Source organism: Gluconacetobacter entanii, from assembly GCF_003206495.1.
Lineage (GTDB): Bacteria > Pseudomonadota > Alphaproteobacteria > Acetobacterales > Acetobacteraceae > Novacetimonas > Novacetimonas entanii.
On the sequence record NZ_NKUF01000012.1, the window covers coordinates 14812 to 34675 of the forward strand.

General features: G+C 63.5%; 19 protein-coding genes and 1 pseudogene. 9 read left to right on the forward strand and 11 right to left on the reverse strand.

Annotation, left to right across the window (positions count from 1 at the left end; all coding sequences use genetic code 11):
* Positions 1-427: 427 nt before the first annotated feature.
* Both CFR72_RS18010 and CFR72_RS18275 read left to right on the forward strand, forming a co-directional pair.
* Positions 428-1480: pseudogene (locus CFR72_RS18010) on the forward strand (autotransporter outer membrane beta-barrel domain-containing protein); the annotation flags it as partial.
* A gap of 119 nt (positions 1481-1599) precedes the next feature.
* The gene (locus CFR72_RS18275) at positions 1600-1944 is read left to right on the forward strand and encodes an autotransporter domain-containing protein (RefSeq protein ID WP_279629158.1); all 345 of its coding nucleotides are present in this window, start codon (positions 1600-1602) and stop codon (positions 1942-1944) included.
* A gap of 126 nt (positions 1945-2070) precedes the next feature.
* Here CFR72_RS18275 and CFR72_RS07260 read toward each other — a convergent pair whose 3' ends face one another.
* On the reverse strand, positions 2071-3012 hold the full coding sequence (locus CFR72_RS07260; RefSeq protein WP_110913329.1) for an SDR family oxidoreductase: 942 nt from the start codon (positions 3010-3012) through the stop codon (positions 2071-2073).
* The gene (locus CFR72_RS07265; protein WP_110913379.1) at positions 3009-3602 is read right to left on the reverse strand and encodes a DedA family protein; all 594 of its coding nucleotides are present in this window, start codon (positions 3600-3602) and stop codon (positions 3009-3011) included. The genes CFR72_RS07260 and CFR72_RS07265 overlap by 4 nt, the downstream gene beginning before the upstream one ends.
* Before the next feature lie 180 nt (positions 3603-3782).
* Here CFR72_RS07265 and CFR72_RS07270 point away from each other — a divergent pair, with 180 nt between their 5' ends.
* A complete protein-coding gene (locus tag CFR72_RS07270) occupies positions 3783-5762 on the forward strand; it encodes a S9 family peptidase (RefSeq protein WP_110913330.1) in 1980 nt (659 codons plus the stop codon).
* A gap of 94 nt (positions 5763-5856) precedes the next feature.
* On the opposite strand, the gene CFR72_RS07275 is transcribed toward CFR72_RS07270, so the two are convergent.
* Genes CFR72_RS07275 through CFR72_RS07285 form a run of 3 tightly spaced genes read right to left on the reverse strand, consistent with a single transcriptional unit; the run spans position 5857 to position 9892 of the window.
* Positions 5857-7338 (reverse strand): sugar porter family MFS transporter, encoded by a 1482-nt coding sequence (locus CFR72_RS07275; protein WP_110913331.1) that lies wholly within the window; start codon positions 7336-7338, stop codon positions 5857-5859.
* 26 nt (positions 7339-7364) lie between these two features.
* Positions 7365-8828 (reverse strand): protein adenylyltransferase SelO family protein, encoded by a 1464-nt coding sequence (locus CFR72_RS07280; protein WP_110913332.1) that lies wholly within the window; start codon positions 8826-8828, stop codon positions 7365-7367.
* 5 nt (positions 8829-8833) lie between these two features.
* The gene (locus tag CFR72_RS07285; protein ID WP_110913380.1) at positions 8834-9892 is read right to left on the reverse strand and encodes an enoyl-CoA hydratase/isomerase family protein; all 1059 of its coding nucleotides are present in this window, start codon (positions 9890-9892) and stop codon (positions 8834-8836) included.
* A 125-nt stretch (positions 9893-10017) separates the two neighbouring features.
* Here CFR72_RS07285 and CFR72_RS07290 point away from each other — a divergent pair, with 125 nt between their 5' ends.
* From CFR72_RS07290 to CFR72_RS07305, 5 genes are all read left to right on the forward strand, one after another.
* Positions 10018-10512, forward strand: coding sequence for a flavin reductase (locus CFR72_RS07290; protein WP_110913333.1), 495 nt, complete (start codon positions 10018-10020; stop codon positions 10510-10512).
* Between the two features lie 77 nt (positions 10513-10589).
* A complete protein-coding gene (locus tag CFR72_RS17510) occupies positions 10590-10748 on the forward strand; it encodes a hypothetical protein (protein ID WP_167400321.1) in 159 nt (52 codons plus the stop codon).
* Positions 10749-10986: 238 nt separating this feature from the next.
* Positions 10987-11496, forward strand: coding sequence for a transcriptional repressor (locus tag CFR72_RS07295; RefSeq protein ID WP_110913334.1), 510 nt, complete (start codon positions 10987-10989; stop codon positions 11494-11496).
* A 261-nt stretch (positions 11497-11757) separates the two neighbouring features.
* Positions 11758-12306: a hypothetical protein gene (locus CFR72_RS07300; RefSeq protein WP_110913335.1), complete on the forward strand. Its 549-nt coding sequence runs from the start codon at positions 11758-11760 to the stop codon at positions 12304-12306.
* Positions 12307-12422: 116 nt separating this feature from the next.
* Positions 12423-13886 carry a sugar porter family MFS transporter gene (locus CFR72_RS07305; protein ID WP_110913336.1) on the forward strand — a complete coding sequence of 488 codons (1464 nt, stop codon included), beginning with the start codon at positions 12423-12425 and terminating at the stop codon, positions 13884-13886.
* A 131-nt stretch (positions 13887-14017) separates the two neighbouring features.
* Here CFR72_RS07305 and pqqE read toward each other — a convergent pair whose 3' ends face one another.
* The 5 genes from pqqE to pqqA are packed head-to-tail and all read right to left on the reverse strand — an operon-like array spanning position 14018 to position 17197.
* On the reverse strand, positions 14018-15118 hold the full coding sequence (gene pqqE / locus CFR72_RS07310) for a pyrroloquinoline quinone biosynthesis protein PqqE (protein ID WP_110913337.1): 1101 nt from the start codon (positions 15116-15118) through the stop codon (positions 14018-14020).
* Positions 15115-15402, reverse strand: a complete 288-nt coding sequence (pqqD, locus tag CFR72_RS07315; RefSeq protein ID WP_110096466.1) for a pyrroloquinoline quinone biosynthesis peptide chaperone PqqD — start codon at positions 15400-15402, stop codon at positions 15115-15117. Before pqqD ends, pqqE begins: the two co-directional genes overlap by 4 nt.
* The gene (pqqC, locus tag CFR72_RS07320) at positions 15399-16136 is read right to left on the reverse strand and encodes a pyrroloquinoline-quinone synthase PqqC (protein WP_110913338.1); all 738 of its coding nucleotides are present in this window, start codon (positions 16134-16136) and stop codon (positions 15399-15401) included. The genes pqqD and pqqC overlap by 4 nt, the downstream gene beginning before the upstream one ends.
* Entirely contained in the window at positions 16133-17056 is a 924-nt protein-coding gene (gene pqqB / locus CFR72_RS07325) for a pyrroloquinoline quinone biosynthesis protein PqqB (protein WP_110913339.1), read from the reverse strand. The genes pqqC and pqqB overlap by 4 nt, the downstream gene beginning before the upstream one ends.
* Positions 17057-17116: 60 nt before the next feature.
* Positions 17117-17197: a pyrroloquinoline quinone precursor peptide PqqA gene (gene pqqA, locus CFR72_RS07330; protein ID WP_075595519.1), complete on the reverse strand. Its 81-nt coding sequence runs from the start codon at positions 17195-17197 to the stop codon at positions 17117-17119.
* Between the two features lie 424 nt (positions 17198-17621).
* Here pqqA and CFR72_RS07335 point away from each other — a divergent pair, with 424 nt between their 5' ends.
* Positions 17622-18809, forward strand: a complete 1188-nt coding sequence (locus CFR72_RS07335; RefSeq protein WP_227744636.1) for an AI-2E family transporter — start codon at positions 17622-17624, stop codon at positions 18807-18809.
* A 169-nt stretch (positions 18810-18978) separates the two neighbouring features.
* On the opposite strand, the gene CFR72_RS07340 is transcribed toward CFR72_RS07335, so the two are convergent.
* Positions 18979-19734 carry a Crp/Fnr family transcriptional regulator gene (locus CFR72_RS07340; RefSeq protein WP_110913341.1) on the reverse strand — a complete coding sequence of 252 codons (756 nt, stop codon included), beginning with the start codon at positions 19732-19734 and terminating at the stop codon, positions 18979-18981.
* Positions 19735-19864 lie beyond the last annotated feature (130 nt).

Sequence of the window (19864 nt, forward strand, 5' to 3'; positions counted from 1 at the left end):
GCGCGTCAGCGGAAACGTGGCGGTCTACAACTATGGCACGATTTCCAGTAACGACGTGGCATTCGTGGGCAACCCATCCTCCGGCACGACCGACCTGGAAAATTACGGAACCATCAAGGGCGGCACGCAGGCCCTGATCCTGCAGGACGGCAGCAATACGGTACTGGGCGTACATGACGGGTCGCAGATCGTGGGCGATATCGTGTCGCGCGGAAATCTCGATATCCACGATGACGGAAATTATACCCTTGATAACAGCCTGAACAACAATATGTCCGGGATAGGTACCATGACGAAATCGGGCACGGGCCTGCTGGATTATACCGGCGATGGCACGGCGTATAACGGACAGACCTATGTCGCGGACGGGACGCTGGCGGTGGATGGCAACCTGTCCGCCGCTCCGGTAACTGTGGAATCCGGGGCAATGCTGGAAGGTGGCGGCGCGGTCGGCAACGTGGTTGTCGATCAGGGCGCGACCCTGCAGGGCGGGCGTGACGGAACGGGCACGCTGTCGGTCAATGGCAACCTGCAGCAGCAGGCGGGATCGACCCTGCTGGCCGATGGTGGCCTGGTATCGGTTACGGGCCATGCGGCCATTGCGCAGGGTGCGCAACTGTCGGTGTCGCAGTCCATCGTGAATGACCTGCGGGATTCGGCGGGAACGGCGGGATACCGGGTGCTCAGCGCGGCGCAGGGCGTCAGCGGGACCTATACGCTGCTGGGCGATACGCAGGTTTCAGCCTTTGATTCCGTCATGGATGCGTATGATGCCAACGATGTCTATCTGCGTGCCGAACAGACCCGCGCCTTTACCGATGCGGCGGTGACGCGCAACCAGATGGCGTCTGCCGGGGCGCTGGATGCGATGGGTGGCACAGGGCTGGGCCGCACGGTCGGCCTTGTCGGCAGCGACGCGCAGGCGCGCCAGGCGTTCAACGCGACATCGGGGGAAATCCATGCCTCTGCCCGGACCGAGTTGATTCAGGACAGTTTCTATCTGCGTAACGCCGCGATCGACCGCCTGCGCGGGGCCGCGTGCGATCCGGGGGCGGGACCTCAGTCAACCGCCACCCTGCGGGGCCGCCGTACCGATGGCACATGCCAGCAGCAGCGCGCCACGATGTGGGGCGAGGCCTATGGCGGATGGGGCCATAATTCGGGCGACGGCAATGCCGCGGGCATGCATCACAGTGTCGGCGGCTTTATCCTTGGTGCCGACGCCCCGGTGTTCGGGACGTGGCGTGTCGGCGGACTGGTCAGTTATGGTCACTCGTCCTTTGATGTTGGCGGGCGTGATTCCTCGGGCCACAGCAACAATGTGTCGATCGGTGGCTATGCAGGCACGCATTGGGGACGGCTGGCACTGCGGATCGGCGCGACGTATTCGTGGAACATGCTGGGCATGAACAGGCAGGTGGCGTTTTCGGGATATTCCGCGCGTGAAAGCAGCGCCTATATGGGTGGGACGGCGCAGGGCTTTGGCGACCTTGGCTACCGCTTCGATGCCGGGCCTGTGGCACTGGAACCGTTCGCCAATGTGTTGCCTATGTCAACCTGCATACCGACGGGTTCCACGAACATGGCGGCAGCGCGGCACTGGTCGGACGCGCGATCGATACCGGCACCACCTATTCCACCTTCGGGCTGCGGATGTCGTCAAACCTGCGGGCCGGGGCGGTCACGCTGGTGCCCAACGCCAGCTTTGCCTATCGCCACGCTTTTGGTGAACTGACGCCCACCACGCGGGAATATTTCGCCCATGGCGGCGGGACGACATTCGATATCGCGGGCGTGCCCCTGTCGGAAAACGCGGCAGTGCTGGATGCGGGGCTGAAAGCGGTGATGATCAACCGTATTGATGTCGGCGTGTCCTATATCGGACAGTACGGCGAACGCTCCACCGACAGCGGGATCCGTGGGAAATTCCGCCTGAAATTCTGAACATATCCATCACATGCATGCGACAGCCGGGCGCTGCCCGGACCCGGCAGGGAGCGTGCTCCCTGCACCCTGATCCGTTGACAAGTCATGGTTTCCAGGGGCAATGCCCCTGAAGACATCCGCCCCTTACGACAACGCCGTCCCCGTCAGACGTTCCGACACCTGCCACAGGCGCTGCGCCAGTTGCAGGTCGCGCGCCGCAGGCGGCACGATCGCCTCCGTCACGTTGCCACGCCGTTCGCCCCAGCCATCGGGACCGTAATACCCGCCATCGCGGGCCTGCGGCGCGGTCGCCGCGAACAGGATCGGCAGCGCGCCATGATCGGCCGACTGCCCGAACAGGGTAAAGGCCACCAGCGTCGCGCGCCGCAGCAGACGTTCACGCAGCCCCTGCGGGTTGGAGGAACGGCTGACGGCGATATCGGTCATGGCCCAGCCGGGATGGGCGGCAATGGAATGGATCGGCCATCCGTGCTGGCGCGCCTGCCGGTCGAGTTCGAGGGCAAGGATCAGGTCGGCAAGCTTGCTCTGCCGGTAGGCGCCGAACGGGGTGTAGTGATGCCGGGCCTGAAGGTCGTCGAACACCAGTTTTCCCGACAGCGCGGCAAGGCTTGCGACCGTGACGACGCGCGCCCCCCCCTTGCCCGCGCACAGCAGCGGACGCAGCCGTGCCGTCAGCGCGAACGGGCCGAGATAGTTGGTCCCGAACTGCAGTTCGAACCCGTCGATGGTTTCCTGCCGCTTCGGCGGTCCCATGACACCGGCATTGTTGACAAGGATATCGACCGACCCCGTCCGCCCCGACAGGTTCTGCGTGAAATCGGCGATCGATTGCAGGGAGGCCAGATCCAGCGTCATGAAATCGACAGCCCCGTCGGGACAGTCCGTACGCAGCCGTTCCAGTGCCGCCGCCCCCTTGGCCGGGTTGCGTCCGGCAAGGATGACCTCCGCCCCGCGCGAAACAAGCCCCCGCGCGGTGGCATATCCCAGGCCCCCGGTCGCCCCGGTGACAACCGCCACCTTGCCCTTCAGGCTCGGGGCCTGCGTGATATCCCAGTGCACTGTCATGATAAGGCGTCCTGCTGTTCGGATTTCTGCATGTCTTTTTCCATGGCGGCTTCAGCTTCCTCGGTCAGGCGCTGCTCATTGCGGCGCAGGAAGATGACGGAAGCCACAAGCCCGATGGCCCCCAGCACGCCGAACGTGATACCCACGGGGCCGGAAATCTGCATCACCTTGTGCCCCAGGTAATAGGCCCCGAACGCATATCCCCCCGCCCAGAACAGGCCGCCAAGCGCATTGAACACCAGGAACAGGTGCCACGGCATATGGTTTGCCCCGGCCAGCAGCGCGATGAACACGCGCAGTATGGCGACAAAGCGCCCGAACAGGACGATTGTTCCCCCATGCCGCTTGAACATGAACCGTCCCAGCGTCAGCCGTTTTGGTGTCAGCCCCAGCTTCGCACCATGGCGTTCAAGAAGGGGAAAGCCGAAGATTCGCCCGATCAGGTATCCGAAATTGTCCCCCATGATCGCGCCAAGCACGGCGGCGGTGGCGACCCAGCGGATATCCATGTGATGCGTGCTGGCGCAGTAGATCGCGGCGGAAATCAGGAGCGTTTCAGCAGGCAGCGGCACGCCCATGCTTTCCAGCATGACGATAATGCCGATCACGCCATAGCCATAATGCTGAAAAAGCTGTTCAAAATGCTGGAGCAGTGGACTTTATCCGTCTTGTGACAAGTGTGATGCATGAAGGACAAGGCGTGGGAATATCGGCACCACTCCCCTATGCCAAGTTCTATCATGACGTTCTGAAGATGGCAGGAATAAAACATGACCCCTCCCCCCTCCACTCCTTTGGCCCGGACTGCCCTTCCCTTTGGCACGTGGCCCTCACCCATCAGCGCCGACCTTGTCGCCGGGGCCACGCTGGGGCTGTCGGACGTGCGGGCCGATGGCGCGGACATCTACTGGATCGAGGGACGCCAGGCGGAGGCAGGACGCCGCGTGCTGGTGCGCTGGCGCGATGGGGTCACGCGCGACATGACCCCACCGCCGTTCGATGTCGGCACGCGCGTGCATGAATATGGCGGCGGGGCCTATACCGCAGCAAAGGGCCGGATCGTGTTCAGCAACCGCGTGGACGGGTCCGTATGGCTGATCGACGGTGACGGCGCACCACGCGCACTCGGCGGGATGGACGGCCTGCGCTTTGCCGATTTCGCACTCAGCCCGGACGGGCGCTTCGTTTTCTGCGTGCGGGAGGATCACAATACCGGTGGCGAAGCTGCGGCTGCCATCGTTGCCTTTGACTGCGGCGCGGGGACAGACCCCACCGACAATGGCGGCACGGCGCTGGTGATGGGACCGGATTTCCTCGCCAGCCCCCGGCCCTCGCCCGACGGGCGGTTCATGGCGTGGGTGGAATGGGACCATCCCAACATGCCATGGGATGCCACCCGCCTGCGCGTGGCCTCCCTGCTGCAGGAGGGGGCGGACATGCCCCGCCTGGCCGCACCATGGACGCTGGCGGGGGAGGACGGCACGGCGCGTTCCGTCATCGAGCCGCGTTGGGAGGCAGACGGCCACCTGCTGGCGTCATCGGACATCAGCGGGTGGTGGAACCTCTACCGCTTCGATATTGCAGATGCCGCCCCCGCAAAGCCCGTGGCCCCGATGCAGGCGGAAATCGGCCTGCCGCAATGGATCTTCGGCCTGCGCAGCTACTGCCCGCTGCCGGATGGGTCGATCCTTGCGCTGGCCATCCACGACGGGGAAAACCGCATGGTCATCCTGCGCGATGGCGCGGCCACGCCAGTGGACCTGCATTTCCCGACGCAATGCCCGGTCGCGCTGTCGGACGGGACGCTGGCATGGCTGGACACGCCACCTGACGACGCGGCCTCGGTCGTGCGGGGCGTGCCGGGACAGCCGCCCACCATCCTGCGTCGTGCGATCGCCCTGCCGATGGCGGCGGGGGATATTTCCCACGCCCGCGCGCTGCACTTCCCCCTGTCCGATGCGGCGGATGGCACGGGACACGCGTTTTTCTATCCCCCCGCCAATGCACGTTATTGCGGCATAACCGGCACGCTGCCGCCGCTGGTGGTGATGGCGCATGGGGGACCGACGGGACGGGCGAACCCGGCCTTCTCGTTCAAGGTGCAGTGGTGGACGTCGCGCGGCTTTGCGGTGGTGGATGTTAATTATGGCGGCTCCACCGGGTTCGGCCGTCCCTACCGCCTTCGTCTGGAGCGCGAATGGGGCATCGTGGACATTGATGACTGCATCGCCGCGTGCAGATACCTGATCGCGCAAGGGTTGGTGGACCCGAAGCGCATCGTCATCCGGGGCAGCAGCGCGGGTGGGTTGACGGTGCTGGGTGCGCTGGCGCGTTCCGACCTGTTCGCTGCCGGGGCCAGCCTGTATGGCGTGACCGACCTGCGCGCGCTGGCGCAGGAGACGCACAAGTTCGAATCCCGCTACCTCGATTCCCTGATCGGGCCTTACCCGCAGGACGAGGACACCTATATCGCGCGCTCGCCCCTGGCGCAGGCGGCGGATATCCATGTGCCGGTCCTGTTCCTGCACGGGCTGGATGACAATGTGGTGCCGCCCGCGCAGGCGGACGAGATGGCGCGCGCCCTGCGGCAGCGTGGTGTTGCCTGCGCGCAGTATGAATTCGAAGGGGAAGGGCACGGGTTCCGCAAGGAGGCGACGGTGCGCCGCGCCCTTGAACTGGAACTCGATTTCTACCGGCAGGTGCTTGGCCTGCCGACGGCGCAGGACGGTGAACACGTCGTCCTGCGGTAAAGCGTACAAAAGTTTTTGGGTGCCGCCTTTTTTCAAAAAGGCGGCGTTCCTTGAAGCTTTTTGAAAAAAGCTTCACCAAAAACCTTTACTCTTTTCAGTCTTCTTCCGCGACGATGGCGGAGGATTCACGCGTGGGGCGGAAACGTCCCTCGCGCAGGGCATCCTCGATATCTTCCAGCGAGGCGCCACGTGTTTCCGGCACAAAGAAATAGATGAACAGGACCGACGCCAGGTTGACCCCGGCATAGAACCACATCGTCCCGCCCAGCGTGATGGTGGACACCAGCGTCAGCGCCGTGCTGGTCACCAGCAGGTCGCTGCCCCACAGCATGGCCGAATGCAGGCTGGTCGCGTTGCCGCGCATCGACAGGGGGAACATCTCCGCCCCCAGCAGCCAGCCAACCACCTGGATTCCGCCCGCGTTGAACACCATAAACAGCAGCATGAAGATGATGATCATCCAGCTACCGATGCTGCCCTTGTCCGGATGGATCAGGAACATGATGCCCAGACCCACGAGGCTGAGGACCGAACCCGGCCCCATCACCAGCACAAGGCGGCGACGGCCGATACGGTCCACGATATTCGACCCCAGCACCGTCATCACCAGATAGACGATGGAGATGCCGATGCTCGCCATCAGCGCGGCCGAACTGCCAAAGCCCGCATCCGACAGGAAGGTCGGGGCGTAATAGATCATCATCTCCAGCCCGCCAGCCTGCGTGAAGAACGCAACGCCCAGTGCGGCAACCAGCGCCGGACGCACCCATGGCTGCATCAGGCCACGCCAGCCGATGTCGCGCGGGTCCGCCTCGTCATTCGCGGTGATCTGGATGCGCTTGAGTTCCTTGCGGATCTCGCGCCGGGTGGTGCGGATGCGGCGTAGCTGCTCGATCGCGGAATCAAGGCTTTCATTTTCCGCAGCCCAGCGCGGGCTCTTGGGCAGGAAGAACATGGAGATGAAGACCACGGCCGCCGGGATGGCCGCGATCGCCACCATCGGCCGCCAGCCCCACGCATCACTGGCGACAAAGCCGATGACGTTGGCGGCGAAGATGCCGATGCCGATGGCGATGTTGAACATCGTGACCATGTGGCCGCGCTTTTTCGCCGGGGCGAGTTCGGAGATATACATCGGCACGACCTGCGTCGAACCACCCACCGCGAGGCCAAGGAACACACGCGCGGCAATCAGGGCATAGACATCCGGCGCCCATGCACACGCCATCGCGCCAAGGACGAACACCGCGGTGACGATCATGACGGAGTTACGACGCCCGAAGCGTTCGGACATCCACCCGGTGATGAACGACCCCATGACCGCACCCGCAAGGATCGCGGACGCCACCATCTCCTGATAGAAGCTGCTGAGGTGGAAATCGCGCGTGATCAGCAGCAGCGCGCCGGAGACGATGCCGGTATCGTAGCCATAGAGGCCACCGCAGATGGCGGCCACGATGGCTGCGAGCCAGAGTGTCTTGTGTGCGTTGGGCGAGATTTCGAGATCGGAGAGGTCAGGGATGGGTTCGGGCTGCGAGATGGGTCCGGCCTGGGACTGGGGGGAATAATTCTGCATGCGTGTTCCTTTGTTTCGATATCTGTCTAATTCCCGGCATTGCGCAGGGTTCCATCCGTTTCGCACCGGACATGACCTGCCGCGCCAAGGGCGGCCTTCATTTCCGCGACATGCGCCATGGCCGCATGGAATGCGGACCAGTCATCGTCCCGGGCGATGGGCCGCCATATGTCTTCCACCGTCTCGATCCACATCGCGCATGGATCGTCGCGGGTGAAATAGGGAAGCGAGACATCGACCCCCGCGCGTGGCGGATGGCTTTCGATCTGCTTTCGCAACGTCTGGAACGCCGGGGATTCGTAAAAGTACTTCCTCGGTCCAGACATGGCGCGGTCGCGACTGATGGCGCCACCATACCAGTCAAAGAACAGGAATTCAAACCCGATCGCACTTTCTTCGAGAAAAGACCACACGGATTCGCGCAGTTCCGTGGACGTATTTCTTGATATTTCCTCAACACCAAGACGTTGCAGTGCACAAATATCGAGGAACCTTTCGTACCTTTGAGGAAACTTTTCGAAAATACTTCTGATCTTCTCCATTTCCGAAAATGGCAGCAGGCATTCCGCCATCCGCGCCAGATTCCACATCATCGCGGTTGGTTGCCGGCCAAAGGCATACAGGCCGGAATGATCGAAATAGGCCGCCGTGAAGGTTGGATTGTAATGCGGCGCAAACCGCCACGGGCCATAATCGAAGCTTTCGCCCGCGATGTTGATGTTGTCGGTATTGAGCACGCCATGCACGAACCCCGCACTCATCCACTGCGCCGTCAGCAGTGCGAGGCGCGTACATAGTGCATCGAGCAGGGTCGCCGCCGGGTCCTCCGCCCCCGTCAGGGCGGGATAGTACGTCTCCATCACGTAATCGAGCAGGCGACGCAGCGACGGCGTATCCTGCATCGCGGCAAGGCGCTGGAACGTGCCGATGCGGATATGCGAATGACCCAGTCGCGCCAGCACGCATGATCGCGTGGGCGAAGGCTCGTCCCCCCGGTGCAGCGCCTCCCCCGTCTCGATCACGCTGAGACTGCGCGAGGTGGTGACGCCGATCGCATCCAGCGTCTCGCTCGCCAGGATTTCGCGCATGCCCCCCTTGAGCGTCAATCGCCCGTCGCCCCCGCGCGACCACGGCGTCGTGCCGCTGCCTTTCGTCCCGATATCGAGCAGCCGCCCGTCGCACGCATCATATAACTGCGCGAACAGGAAGCCGCGCCCGTCGCCAAGGTCGGGGTTGTAGGCCTGGAACTGATGGCCGTGATAGCGCAGCGCCAGCGGCTGCGGCAGGCTGCCGGGCAGCGCCCTGAACCGGCCAAGGTGGGCGATCCACTCCGCCTCCGTCAGGGTGTCGAGGCCGATGCGCGCCGCCGCTTCCTGATTGCGAAAGCGCAGGATATGGGCCGGGAAGCTGGCGGGCTGCACCGGGTCATAGAACGCATCCCCCAGCGTCATGTGCCGTGTATCGGGTCGGTAGGCGGGGGAAAAGGGCATAAGGTTCAACCTCGGGACTCAGGCAGGACAGGAAGGTCAAGCGAGACGGCGGCAGGGGCGAAGCAGGCCTCGACCTGCGGCACCGGCACCACGTCATCCGCGCCACAGGACCAGCACGGGGCATTGTCACGGTCAATCAGGCGCGCACGGACCCCTTCGGCGAAATCCGGACGCGCGACCAGCGCACAGACAAGGCGGAACTCCTGCTCCAGCACCATGTCAAGGTCGGGCAGCGCCCGCGCCCTGAAAAATGCGCGCCATGCCACCTCTACCGCGAACGGGTCCGCCTGCGCCAGCGCCGCAAGGTCATCGCGCGCCCACGGGGCGTCGCAGGCATGCAGGCGTTCAGTCACCACCCGCATGTCGGGGGCATCATACACGGCGTCAACCCCGGCCATGTCGCCCCAGCCGCCATCGGCCACCGGCACGCGGGGCGCGAGGTCGAGCACACGCCCCGCCGGATGGCGTGCAAGGTCGGCCGCCACCTGTTCCAGATCGCCCGAGGGCACCATCCGGTCGGCAAAGCCACAGGCGATGGCCTGCGCCCCGTCCATCCGCCCGCCCGTCACCGCAAGGCGCAGCCCCGACAGGCCCGGCGCGCGCGACAGCAGGTACGACCCGCCCGCATCCGGGGTCAGGGCGATCGCGACCTCCGGCATGGCCAGGACGGAACGCTCCGTCACGATGCGATGACGCACATGCCCGCCCAGACCGATGCCGCCGCCCATCGCGATCCCGTCCATGAAGGAGACGATCGGCTTGGGATAGCCCGCCAGCACGGAGACAAGGCGATAGCTGGCGCGAAAGACCGCGCGCACCGCCGCAACCCCATCCGTGGGCAGCAGCGCATGAAGTGCCCGCAGGTCGCCCCCGGCGCAGAAGGCGCGTGGCGTCGTACTGTCGAGGATGATGGTCCGCACGTCACGATCCCCGCGCCAGCGCTCAAGGCAGGCGGAGATCCCTTCGATCATGCCGATATCAAGTGCATTGAGTGCCCGCGGGCGGTCCAGCGTGATGCGCCCCAGATGCCCCTGGCGTGAAATACGCAGCGTTTCGTGTGTCATCGCGACGGCGTCTCCGAATTGTCGTGCATCTTCAAGCATGACAGAATAAAGGAGCGGAACCCCCACCAGCCGCATGTTTTAATCAGCGCGCGATCATGTGACGTCAGGAAGGACAGGACAACGTAATGGGTATCGACGCCCGGACCTATCGGGATGCAATGGCGCGACTGGGTGCGGCCGTAAATGTGGTGACAACCGGCACGCTGGAAGACCAGGCCGGATTTACCGCTTCGGCCGTGTGTTCCGTCACCGATGCGCCGCCGACCCTGCTGGTCTGTGTCAACCGGGCGTCACGCATCCGCCCGCGCTTTCGCGAGGGGGCGGCGATGTGCATCAACGTGCTGTCCGCAGCGCAGCAGGAGATTTCGGGCATATTCGCCTCCGCCCGGGAACAGCATGAACGCTTCGCCTTTGGCCACTGGGCCACGCTGACGACCGGTGCACCGGTGCTGGAGGAGGCGGTGACCTCCTTCGACTGCCGGATCGAGCGCATCGTGGAGGTCGGGACCCATAGCGTGATGTTCGGCGCGGTCGAAAGCCTGCGCAATGGCGACAGCCATGGTGGCCTGATCTATTTCAACCGCACCTACCATATCCTGCCCCCCTCCGGCGAAGCCTGAAACCACACGGGGATTTTACGCGAAATTAATCCCTTTGCGACCGTATGGGTCCTCCCGGACATGGCAGGACACGGCGGATGCGCAAGATCAGACCACGCGACGGCAGGACACGGCAGGAAGGCGACGAAGGACCGGATGTGCCGGTCGTGACATGGCGCATGCTGATCGGGATACAGGTGGGGGTGACGGTGTTCATCATGCTCATGGCATGGTGGGACAGCACCCTGCCGCGCTGAAGTCGCGTCCCTTGCAGTAAGTATTTGTTAAAATTAATAAAAGTTTTTGGGTGCCGCCTTTTTCCAAAAAGGCGGCGTCTTCGAAGCTTTTCAGGTCAAAAGCTTCACCAAAAACTTTTTCACGTCTTCTCGCTCCATCCCATGTTGATTGCGCACATAGGCTTACCACCTGCCGGGGGGTTCATCACCGCCGGATTGAGGCGTATATCCGCACAGGATGACAGGAGCGGCAGGACAGATGGGCAAGGATGATCGCCACGACGACACGGGGACACAAACCACCGTCTTCGGCGTCGAAGTCGAACGGATGCTGGACCGTGCGCATGACATGTGCCGCCGCCATGGCGCACGCATGACGCAGCAGCGCCGCCTGGTACTCGGTCTGGTGCTGAGCGCCGACCGGCCCATCGGGGCCTACGACCTGCTCGACCGCCTGCGCCGCGACACGAAGGGGGCCGCGCCGCCGACCGTCTATCGCGCGCTGGACTTCCTGCTCGAACAGGGACTGATCCACAAGATCGAGCGCCTGTCCGCCTTCGTCGCCTGCCGCCACATGCTCCACAGCGCGCATGAATGCGACAACCACCTGCATAGTGCCCAGTTCCTGATCTGCACCAAATGCGGGCATGTCACCGAACTTGAAGACAGCCAGATCGTCCATGCGCTGGTCACCGCGACACAGGCGCGGCAGTTCAGCCTGCGCACCTCTACCATCGAAGCCGAGGGCATCTGCGCTGCCTGTTCCTGAAAGCTGTTTAAAACAACATATTAATAAAAGTTTTTGGGTGCCGCCTTTTTCCAAAAAAGCGGCGTCTTCGAAGCTTTTTGGAAAAAAGCTTCACCAAAAACTTTTGATACTTTCAGGATTTCACAGTGGCCCCCAACGGATGCCACCTGCCGCATCACAGTGATTGCATCCCCGGCGCATTTCCCGGCATGATGCGGGCCAGCCTGCCGCCACGGGGCGGAGCACAAACCACAGAGCCCCGCATCCGGGCGGAGTGTCGCGATGACGCGTTCGCGTCGCAACGAAACGGGCGAACTGCCCCTGCCGTATCCCCCCGCCACCCCACGGGACAACGGGCCGCACCCCAAAAAACGCAAGGCCCGCCAGCCTGATACGCCCCCCGCCGGGCAGGAGGACCTGTTCGCACATCCCCTGCCGCCAGTCGCGGTCCCGCCACGGCGGGTCACGCACCTTGACGCGGCGGAGGTGGGCCTGTCCTTCGTCCCCCTGCGGAAGTTCGGGCCTGCCGACGCCACCGACGGTTTTTTCTATATCGTCACGACAATGTTGCAGGCCGATTCCATGCTGGCCAACGGCATCGCCATCAGTCCCCGCGCCCCCGTACCGCTGACGGAACGGCCGGGCGTCATGGCGTGGTACGCGGACATGAGCGAGGACATGGACGCCATCGCCGACGAAGGCGGTGTGGCGATCCTGCGACTGCGGCGTTTTATGGTGAATGATCTGGTCGAAAATGATCCTGATCATACCCGGGCCTATGGGGTTCCATGCTACTTCCTGACAGGTGTGGCGCGTTCCGCGCCGATCTGAGCAGGAATTGAAACAGGCCGGACCTCCCGGCGGCCCTTTATCTGAGCCCGAACCGACCGGGGCCCCGTGCCCGCGCGTTGGTAACGAAGAAGAAATAAAATGAAGGATCAGCATATATGAATCAGTCCGTCACGCAGCCCGTGGGGTCGTCGCGCATGCGCTCCCTGATCATCGGGTGCCTTGCGGCGCTGGCGGGCCTGATGGCCGGTCTGGATATCGGCGTCATTTCCGGCGCGCTGGATTTCGTGGCCAAGGAATTCCATGCCTCCACCGTGGCGCAGGAATGGATCGTCAGTTCCATGATGGCGGGCGCAGCCCTGGGGTCGATGTGCGCGGGGTGGATGTCGCACCATATCGGGCGCAAGCGTACGCTGCTGGTGGGTGCCGTGGTGTTCGTCGCCGGTTCCTTGGAATGTGCGCTGGCATGGTCGGTGCCGTCGATGATCATCGGCCGCGCGGTCATGGGGCTGGCGATCGGGGTCGCGGCCTTCACGGCGCCGCTCTACCTGTCGGAAATCGCGAGCGAGACAGCACGCGGGGCCATGATCTCCACCTATCAGTTGATGATCACGGCGGGCATCTTCCTCGCCTTCATGAGCAATACGTTCTTCAGCTATTCCGGCAACTGGCGCGGGATGTTCGCCGTGGCGGCGATACCGGGGGTGCTGTTCCTGATCGGTGCGCTGTTCCTGCCGTTCAGCCCGCGCTGGCTGATGATGAAGGGCCGCCGCAGCGAGGCGCTGGAGGTGCTGGCCAACCTGCGTGACAGCCGCAGCGACGCCCGGCGCGAGATCCAGAGCATCAGCGACCAGCTTCAGCAGAAGCAGAAGGGCTGGGCGCTGCTGGCGAACCGCAACTTCCGCCGTTCCATCCTGCTGGGCATGGGCCTGCAGATCATGCAGCAGTTGGCCGGCGTGAACGTGGTCATGTATTACGCGCCCAAGATCTTCGCGCTGGCGGGCTATGTCGGCCCGGCGCAGTTGTTGTGCACGGCGATGGTCGGTCTGGTGAACATGCTGGCGACGTTCGTGGCCATCGGGCTGGTGGACAAATGGGGGCGCAAGCCGATCCTGTATACAGGCTTCCTCATCATGGCGGTTGGCATGGGTAGCCTCGGGCTGCTGCTCAACTCCCTGCCGCTGGGTCCGGGGGAGCAGATCATCGCCGTGTTCATGCTGATGATCTACATCTCCGGCTTTTCCATGTCGGCAGGCCCCCTGATCTGGGTCCTGTGTTCGGAGGTCCAGCCGTTGCAGGGGCGTGACCTTGGGATTTCCATTTCCACATTGACCAACTGGATCGCCAACATGATCATCGGCGCGACCTTCCTGTCGCTGCTGCAATGGATCGGCAATGGCCCGACCTTCTGGATGTTTGCGGCCTTCAACCTGGCGTTCGTGTTCGTGACGTGGCGCTTCATCCCCGAGACGCGGGACATGAGCCTGGAGGGGATCGAACAGCGCCTGATGGCCGGCCTGCCGCTGCGCGAGATCGGACAGCCGTCGCGCAAGGCGGCGCAGGATGCCAGCAGCGCCCGGATCCCGCAGGAATCTTCGGACGTGGTTCCCAAAGGTCCGTGATCCCTGGCGGGACCGGCAGGGAGCATGCTCCCTGCCTCCAGATCATCAGAAATTTTCCGGTGAAGACTTTTTCGGAAAGCTTCAAGGAACACCGCTCTTTTTTGAAAAAAAGCGGCATCCGGAAACTTTTGTCAGTCTTCGCTGCTGTTGGCGTAACGACGATAGATGAAAGGCGGCGGCACGGCAGGCAGAGCCGCGATTGCCGCGCTGATCCGGTCATGGGCTGGCGCTCGTTCGCATACCGGATCGGTCGCCGCCGCGTCCCCCGCCAGCGCCAGTGCCTGACAGCGACACCCGCCCCAGTCCTTTTCACGCTGGTCGCAGGTGCGGCACGGCGCGGGCATCCAGTCCGTTCCCCGGAACATGGTGAACAGCGGGGCGTGATCCCATATCGTGCCCAGAGATGCTTCCCCGATGTCAGGAATATGCACCCCCGGGATGCTTTCCGCCGCATGGCACGGCAGCACCCGGCCAGAGGGGGAGACATTGACGAAACGCCGCCCCCACCCCCCCATGCACGGTTTGGGCTGGTCGGCATAATAATCGGGCGTCACATAATCGATGGACAGGCGACCGGCATACTGCGCCCGTGCGGCCTCCACCGCACGGGTGGCCTGTTCCACCTGTTCGCGCGTCGGCATCAGGGCATTGCGATTGCGCAGGCCCCAGCCATAATATTGCGTATGCGCGATCTCCACCCGCCGCGCACCCATCCGGGCCGCCGCGTCGATCATCTGCGCCACGCGCCCGACATTTTCGCGGTAGATGACGAAGTTGAGCGTCAGCGGCATGCCATCGGCCACCACCATCTCGGCGGCGGCCATCTTCTTCGCCTGCGCGCCCTTCATGCCGCCGACATGTTCGGCATTCGTAGTCTCGATATCCTGAAACGACAGTTGCACATGATCCAACCCTGCCGCCACCAATGCGGCGAAGGCGGCGGGCGTCATCAGCACGCCCGACGTGATCAGGTTCGTATAAAGCCCGCGTCCCACCGCATGACGGACCAGTTCGGGCAGGTCGGGACGCGCCATTGGCTCGCCCCCGGAAAAGTGCACCTGCAACACACCAAGGTCCGCCGCCTGATCAAGTATGTCGATCCATTGCGCCGTGGTCAGTTCATTGGCGCGCGGCTCCAGCGCCAATGGGTTGGAGCAGTACGGGCACTGCAACGGACACCGATGTGTCAGTTCCGCCAGCAGGCTCATCGGGGGCGCGGGTTTTTCCGTCATGGCAGCAGCACCTGTCGCGCCACAAGGTCGGCGGCCATTTCCATGACATCGCGCGCAATCAGGTCACGCGGGGCGGCAAAACGCGCGGCAAGGTCGGTGACGATCGCATCGAGCGTGCGCGTCCCATCGACAAGGCGCAGGATCTCCACCGCGACGGGATCGGGCAGGAAGGCGCGTTCGGGCGCCTGTATCACCCACTGGTCGCGCACACGGTCATGCTGCAGCCGCACGCCACGGGCAAACCTTACGACGCTGTCGGGTGTCAGCGTAGGGGCGTCCGTCATGGGCAGGTCGGCCGGAACGCGCCCGGCGGGATCCGCCCCGGCGTGACATAGGCATAATCCAGTGCATCAAGCATGGACCACAGCACCCCGCACTTGAACTTCAGCGCGCCAAGCACCGCTTCCTGCTGCTCTGCCGTGCGGGCATGTTCGCGGACATAGGACAACGCGAAATCGGAATCACGCGGGGCCTGCGTCAGGCGCGGATGGAAATAGGCCAGGGTCTCGCTGTTGACGAAATCATAGTGCCGCAGCATCCCTGACACGCGCTCGCTGATGATGGTCGGCGAAAACAGTTCCGTCAGGGAGGAGGCGATCGCCGCAAGGATCGAACGGTCACGGACAAATTCAACATAGGCATCGACCGCGAACTTCGTGGCAGGCAGCAGCCCCTCCAGCGACTCGACATAGGCACGGTCAAGGCCCAGCCCGTCCGTCAGCTTCAGCCAGCGTGCCACCCCTCCGGTCCCCGGCGCATCGCCATCATGATCCACCAGGCGCCGCCGCCATTCACGACGCAGTTCCGCCGTCGGCAGGCGCGCCAGTAATGACGCATCCTTGGCCGGGATCCGGCACTGGTAATAATAGCGGTTCAGCGCCCATGCCTGCACCTGCCCCTGCGTCAGGCGACCATCATGCAGGGCACGATGGAACGGGTGCAGGTTATGGTAACGCTCCGCCCCGATGGCGCGCAGCGCGGCCTCAAGTTCGTCGGGGGAAAGTATCTGTCCGGTCATAGGGTTATCCTCATCCCGTCATGGGCCACGTCCCATCCCTGCGCATTGGCCTGCTGGCGCTCCGCCGAGTCCGAAAGCAGTACGGGATTGGAATTGTTAATGTGAATCAGAATTTTGCGCCCGATATCGAGGTCACGGAACGCCTCAAACGTGCCGCCTTCGCCCATCAGCGACATATGGCCCATGCGCTGGCCAGTCTTCTCGCCGATGCCCGCGCGCAGCATCTCGTCATCGACCCATAGCGTGCCGTCAAAAAACACAAGGTCCGCGCCCGACAGGCGCTGCCGCAGCGCATCGGTCATACGCGCGCATCCGGGGATGAAACAGACGCGGTGCGTGCCATCGGTGATCTCAAGGCCGATCGTCTCGCCATTTTCAACAATGGCGGCGGGGTCCGGCCCACGTTCGGCATAAAGCGGCACCTTGCCCGGCACCACGAAGGCCCGGATGTTCAGCCCCGCAGGCGCGCCATCGACCAGGTGCAGCGCGACATCCTGCTCCAGCGGCAGTTGCGTGCGCGTCACCACCTGCCGGTTCAGCGCCTCGAACACGGGATTGGCGTCCAGCGTCTCCAGCACCGCGTCGGTGGCCAGCAATGTCAGGGGTTGGCGTTCACGCAGGGTCAGCAGGCCCGCGATGGTATCGACCTCGCCCCCCGTCAGGATCACGCCCGCGATCGGGGTCGAACGCAGCCCTTCCTGCGGGTGCAGGGCAGGGGTCTGGTTGATCTGGGTCCGCAGGTCGGGGGAGGCATTGATGATGAACCAGTGCCGTCCGTCGCCACTGATGGCGATCGAGGCCTGTGTGCGGGGCAGTGCGGCAGGATCGCCGGACCGGGCCCGTCGGCAGCCATCGGCGTTGGAGTTCCATTGCGGAAACCCGCCACCAGCAGCAGCACCAAGAACGATGATGTCGATCATGGCCGACATTTATAAGCAAATCGCCACCCGTGACGAGACGGGTGGCGATTTAAAAACGTCTTACTTCTTTTCGCCGCAGACGTAGCTGTTGATTTCCGCGCCCAGGGGAACTTCAGTGATCTTGGGGGTGTTCCATGCCATGACTTTTCTCCATTTCCTGCGATGAAGGCGACAATCCTTCATATCCAGAACATATTTGAACGCTGAATCCGAATGCGTTGCAACTGCCTCTCAGGTACCAGAGGGGCCATGGGGCGGGGAATGCCTTCACAATCCTGTGTACCCGGATCATTCCCCCATCCCGTTCCGCCCCCGCCGCCATTGCAAGAATTGCGTAGCGGCAATGCCCGCCGCTGTTGTGGGTTGCGAAGGCAATCCGGACGGATTAGGCCTGTTTTCCTGTTTCTTGCTCGGTAAAGCCGGTTGGTCGGTCCCCTGATCCCCTGCGTCTTGCCAAAGGTGAAGCCGGATCATGCCGCCCGAAGAGACCATGCCCACCCCGCCTGACACACCGTCGCCCGCGCCATCGTATGAAAGCATGCAGCAGCATCGCGCGCGTGAGGTCATGCGCCATACCCGCATGGACCTGAAGACGGCGTGCCTGCTGGTGCTGAGCATCCTTGCGGTGTTCTACACGCTGTATTTCGCAGCCTCCATCATCCTGCCGATGATCCTGGCGCTGGTGGTGAACCTGCTGCTGTCCGCGCCGATGCGCTTTCTGCACCTGAAGATGAAGCTGCCCAAGCCGCTGGCGGCCCTGATCCTGATCCTTGGGGTGTTCGGGGTCGTGGGTGCGATCGGGACCGCGATTTCCGTGCCAGCCGCCGGATGGATCGAACGCGCGCCAGAGGCGATGAACGCGCTGGGCGAACGCCTCGCCTTCCTGCGTGGCCCGATCCACCTGCTCAATACGGCGTCGGAGCGGATCGAGAACTTCATGACCATCGCGGGCAGTCACCTCGACCACACGACGGCCAAGGCAGGCAGTGACGATACGAACCATATCGTGATGTCCGCCGCCCCCGCCAGTGGTGGCCTCGACAGCTTCGGTTCCTCCCTGCTGCTGGGGACGCGGGCGTTTGTGGGGCAGTTCTTCACCATGATCCTGATGCTGTTCTTCCTGCTGGCGCAGGGGGACAGCCTGTTGCGGCGGTTCGTGGAGATCATGCCCACCTTTGCGGACAAACGGCGGACGGTGCAGATCGCCTATCAGATCGAACGCAATGTCTCGCTCTACCTTGCGACGATCACGATCATCAATTCCCTCGTCGGCCTTGCGAACATGCTGCAATGCTGGCTGCTGGGCATGCCCAACCCGCTACTGTGGGGGGTGATGGCGTTCCTGCTGAACTACATCCCCATCATCGGTCCCATGATGGGGATCACCATCTATTTCCTGGTGGGACTGTTCACCTTTCCCTCCATCCTGCAGGCGACCCTGCCGCCGGCGATCTACCTGTGCATCCACCTGACGGAGGGGGAGACGATCACGCCGATGGTGCTGGCGCGGCGCTTCACGCTCAATCCCGTGCTGGTGATGGGATCGCTGATGTTCTGGGACTGGCTGTGGGGGATTGGCGGGGCGTTCCTGTCCGTGCCGCTGCTTGCCGTGTTCAAGATCATCTGTGACCATGTCGATATCCTGACCCCCATCGGCCACATCGTCGGTGGCCCGACACGCGGGGCGAATACGGCGCCACTGTTTACGCCGGACATGATTGACGAGGATGACAGCCAGCCACCGGGGAAGTAAGGCCCAGGGCGCGGCCCTGAAACCCGCCAAAGGGCATTGCCCTTTGGAAACCATGACCTTGATTTACGGAATAAAAGTTTTTGGTGAAGCTTTTTTCAAAAAGCTTCGAAAGACGCCGCCTTTTTGAAGAAGGGCGTCAGGGTGCAGCAGTCGTGCTGCCCAGAAAACTTCAGTCCTCGCCTTCGGCAAGGCTTTCGAGTCGCTCCCGCGACAGCAGCGTGATGGCATACCCCTTGCCCACGTCGATCATCCCCTGCGCACGCATCCAGCTCAGCGTGCGGCTGACGGTTTCGATGGTCAGGCCAAGGTAGTCGGCAATGTCGCCGCGCGTCATGGGCAGGTGCAACTGCCCCGCGCTGTTGAGTTCGCCATGATTGGCCTGGTCGAGCAGGAAACTCGCGACGCGTTCGCGCGCTGTCTTGCGGCCAAGCAGCAGCATCTGGTTATGGGCCGCGACAAGTTCATTGGACGCCTCTTCAAGCAGGCGGCGTTCCATGCGGGGGAAATCGTCAAGCAGGGTGCGCATCCGCTCCCGCGAGAAGCGGCACAGGCGGACCGTATCGACCGCCTCCGCCCCGAAGGCATAGCGGTCGGACACCGCAAGCCCGAGGAAATGGCCCGGCCCGGCGAAACCTGTGATCTGCCGCCGTCCGTCGGGCAGGGCCTTGAACAGCTTTACCGTGCCGGAGGTGACGTTGAAGAAATCGGTGGCGGGTTCGCCTTCCTCGATGAAGCAGCGGCCGGGGGGAACGATGGTTTCCACCGCCGCATCGGACAGGCGGGAGATGTCCGCGTCGTCGATCGCACTGCACACGCTGGAGGGACGGACGTTGCACATCTTGCAGAAATCAGGCTGGAGGCCGACAGCCCCCATGACAAGACGCCGTGGTCGCTGCTCGAACTGGCACGAAGACGTATCCGGCATGTTTATCCCAATTCCCTGCTGTTGCCCGACGCAACACCCGGCCGTCGTCCCGGGTGGGCACCGCGCATGGCACTGTTGGCACCAACGCAATAACGGCACCCCGAAGGCCGCACAGTATGGATGACCCCTT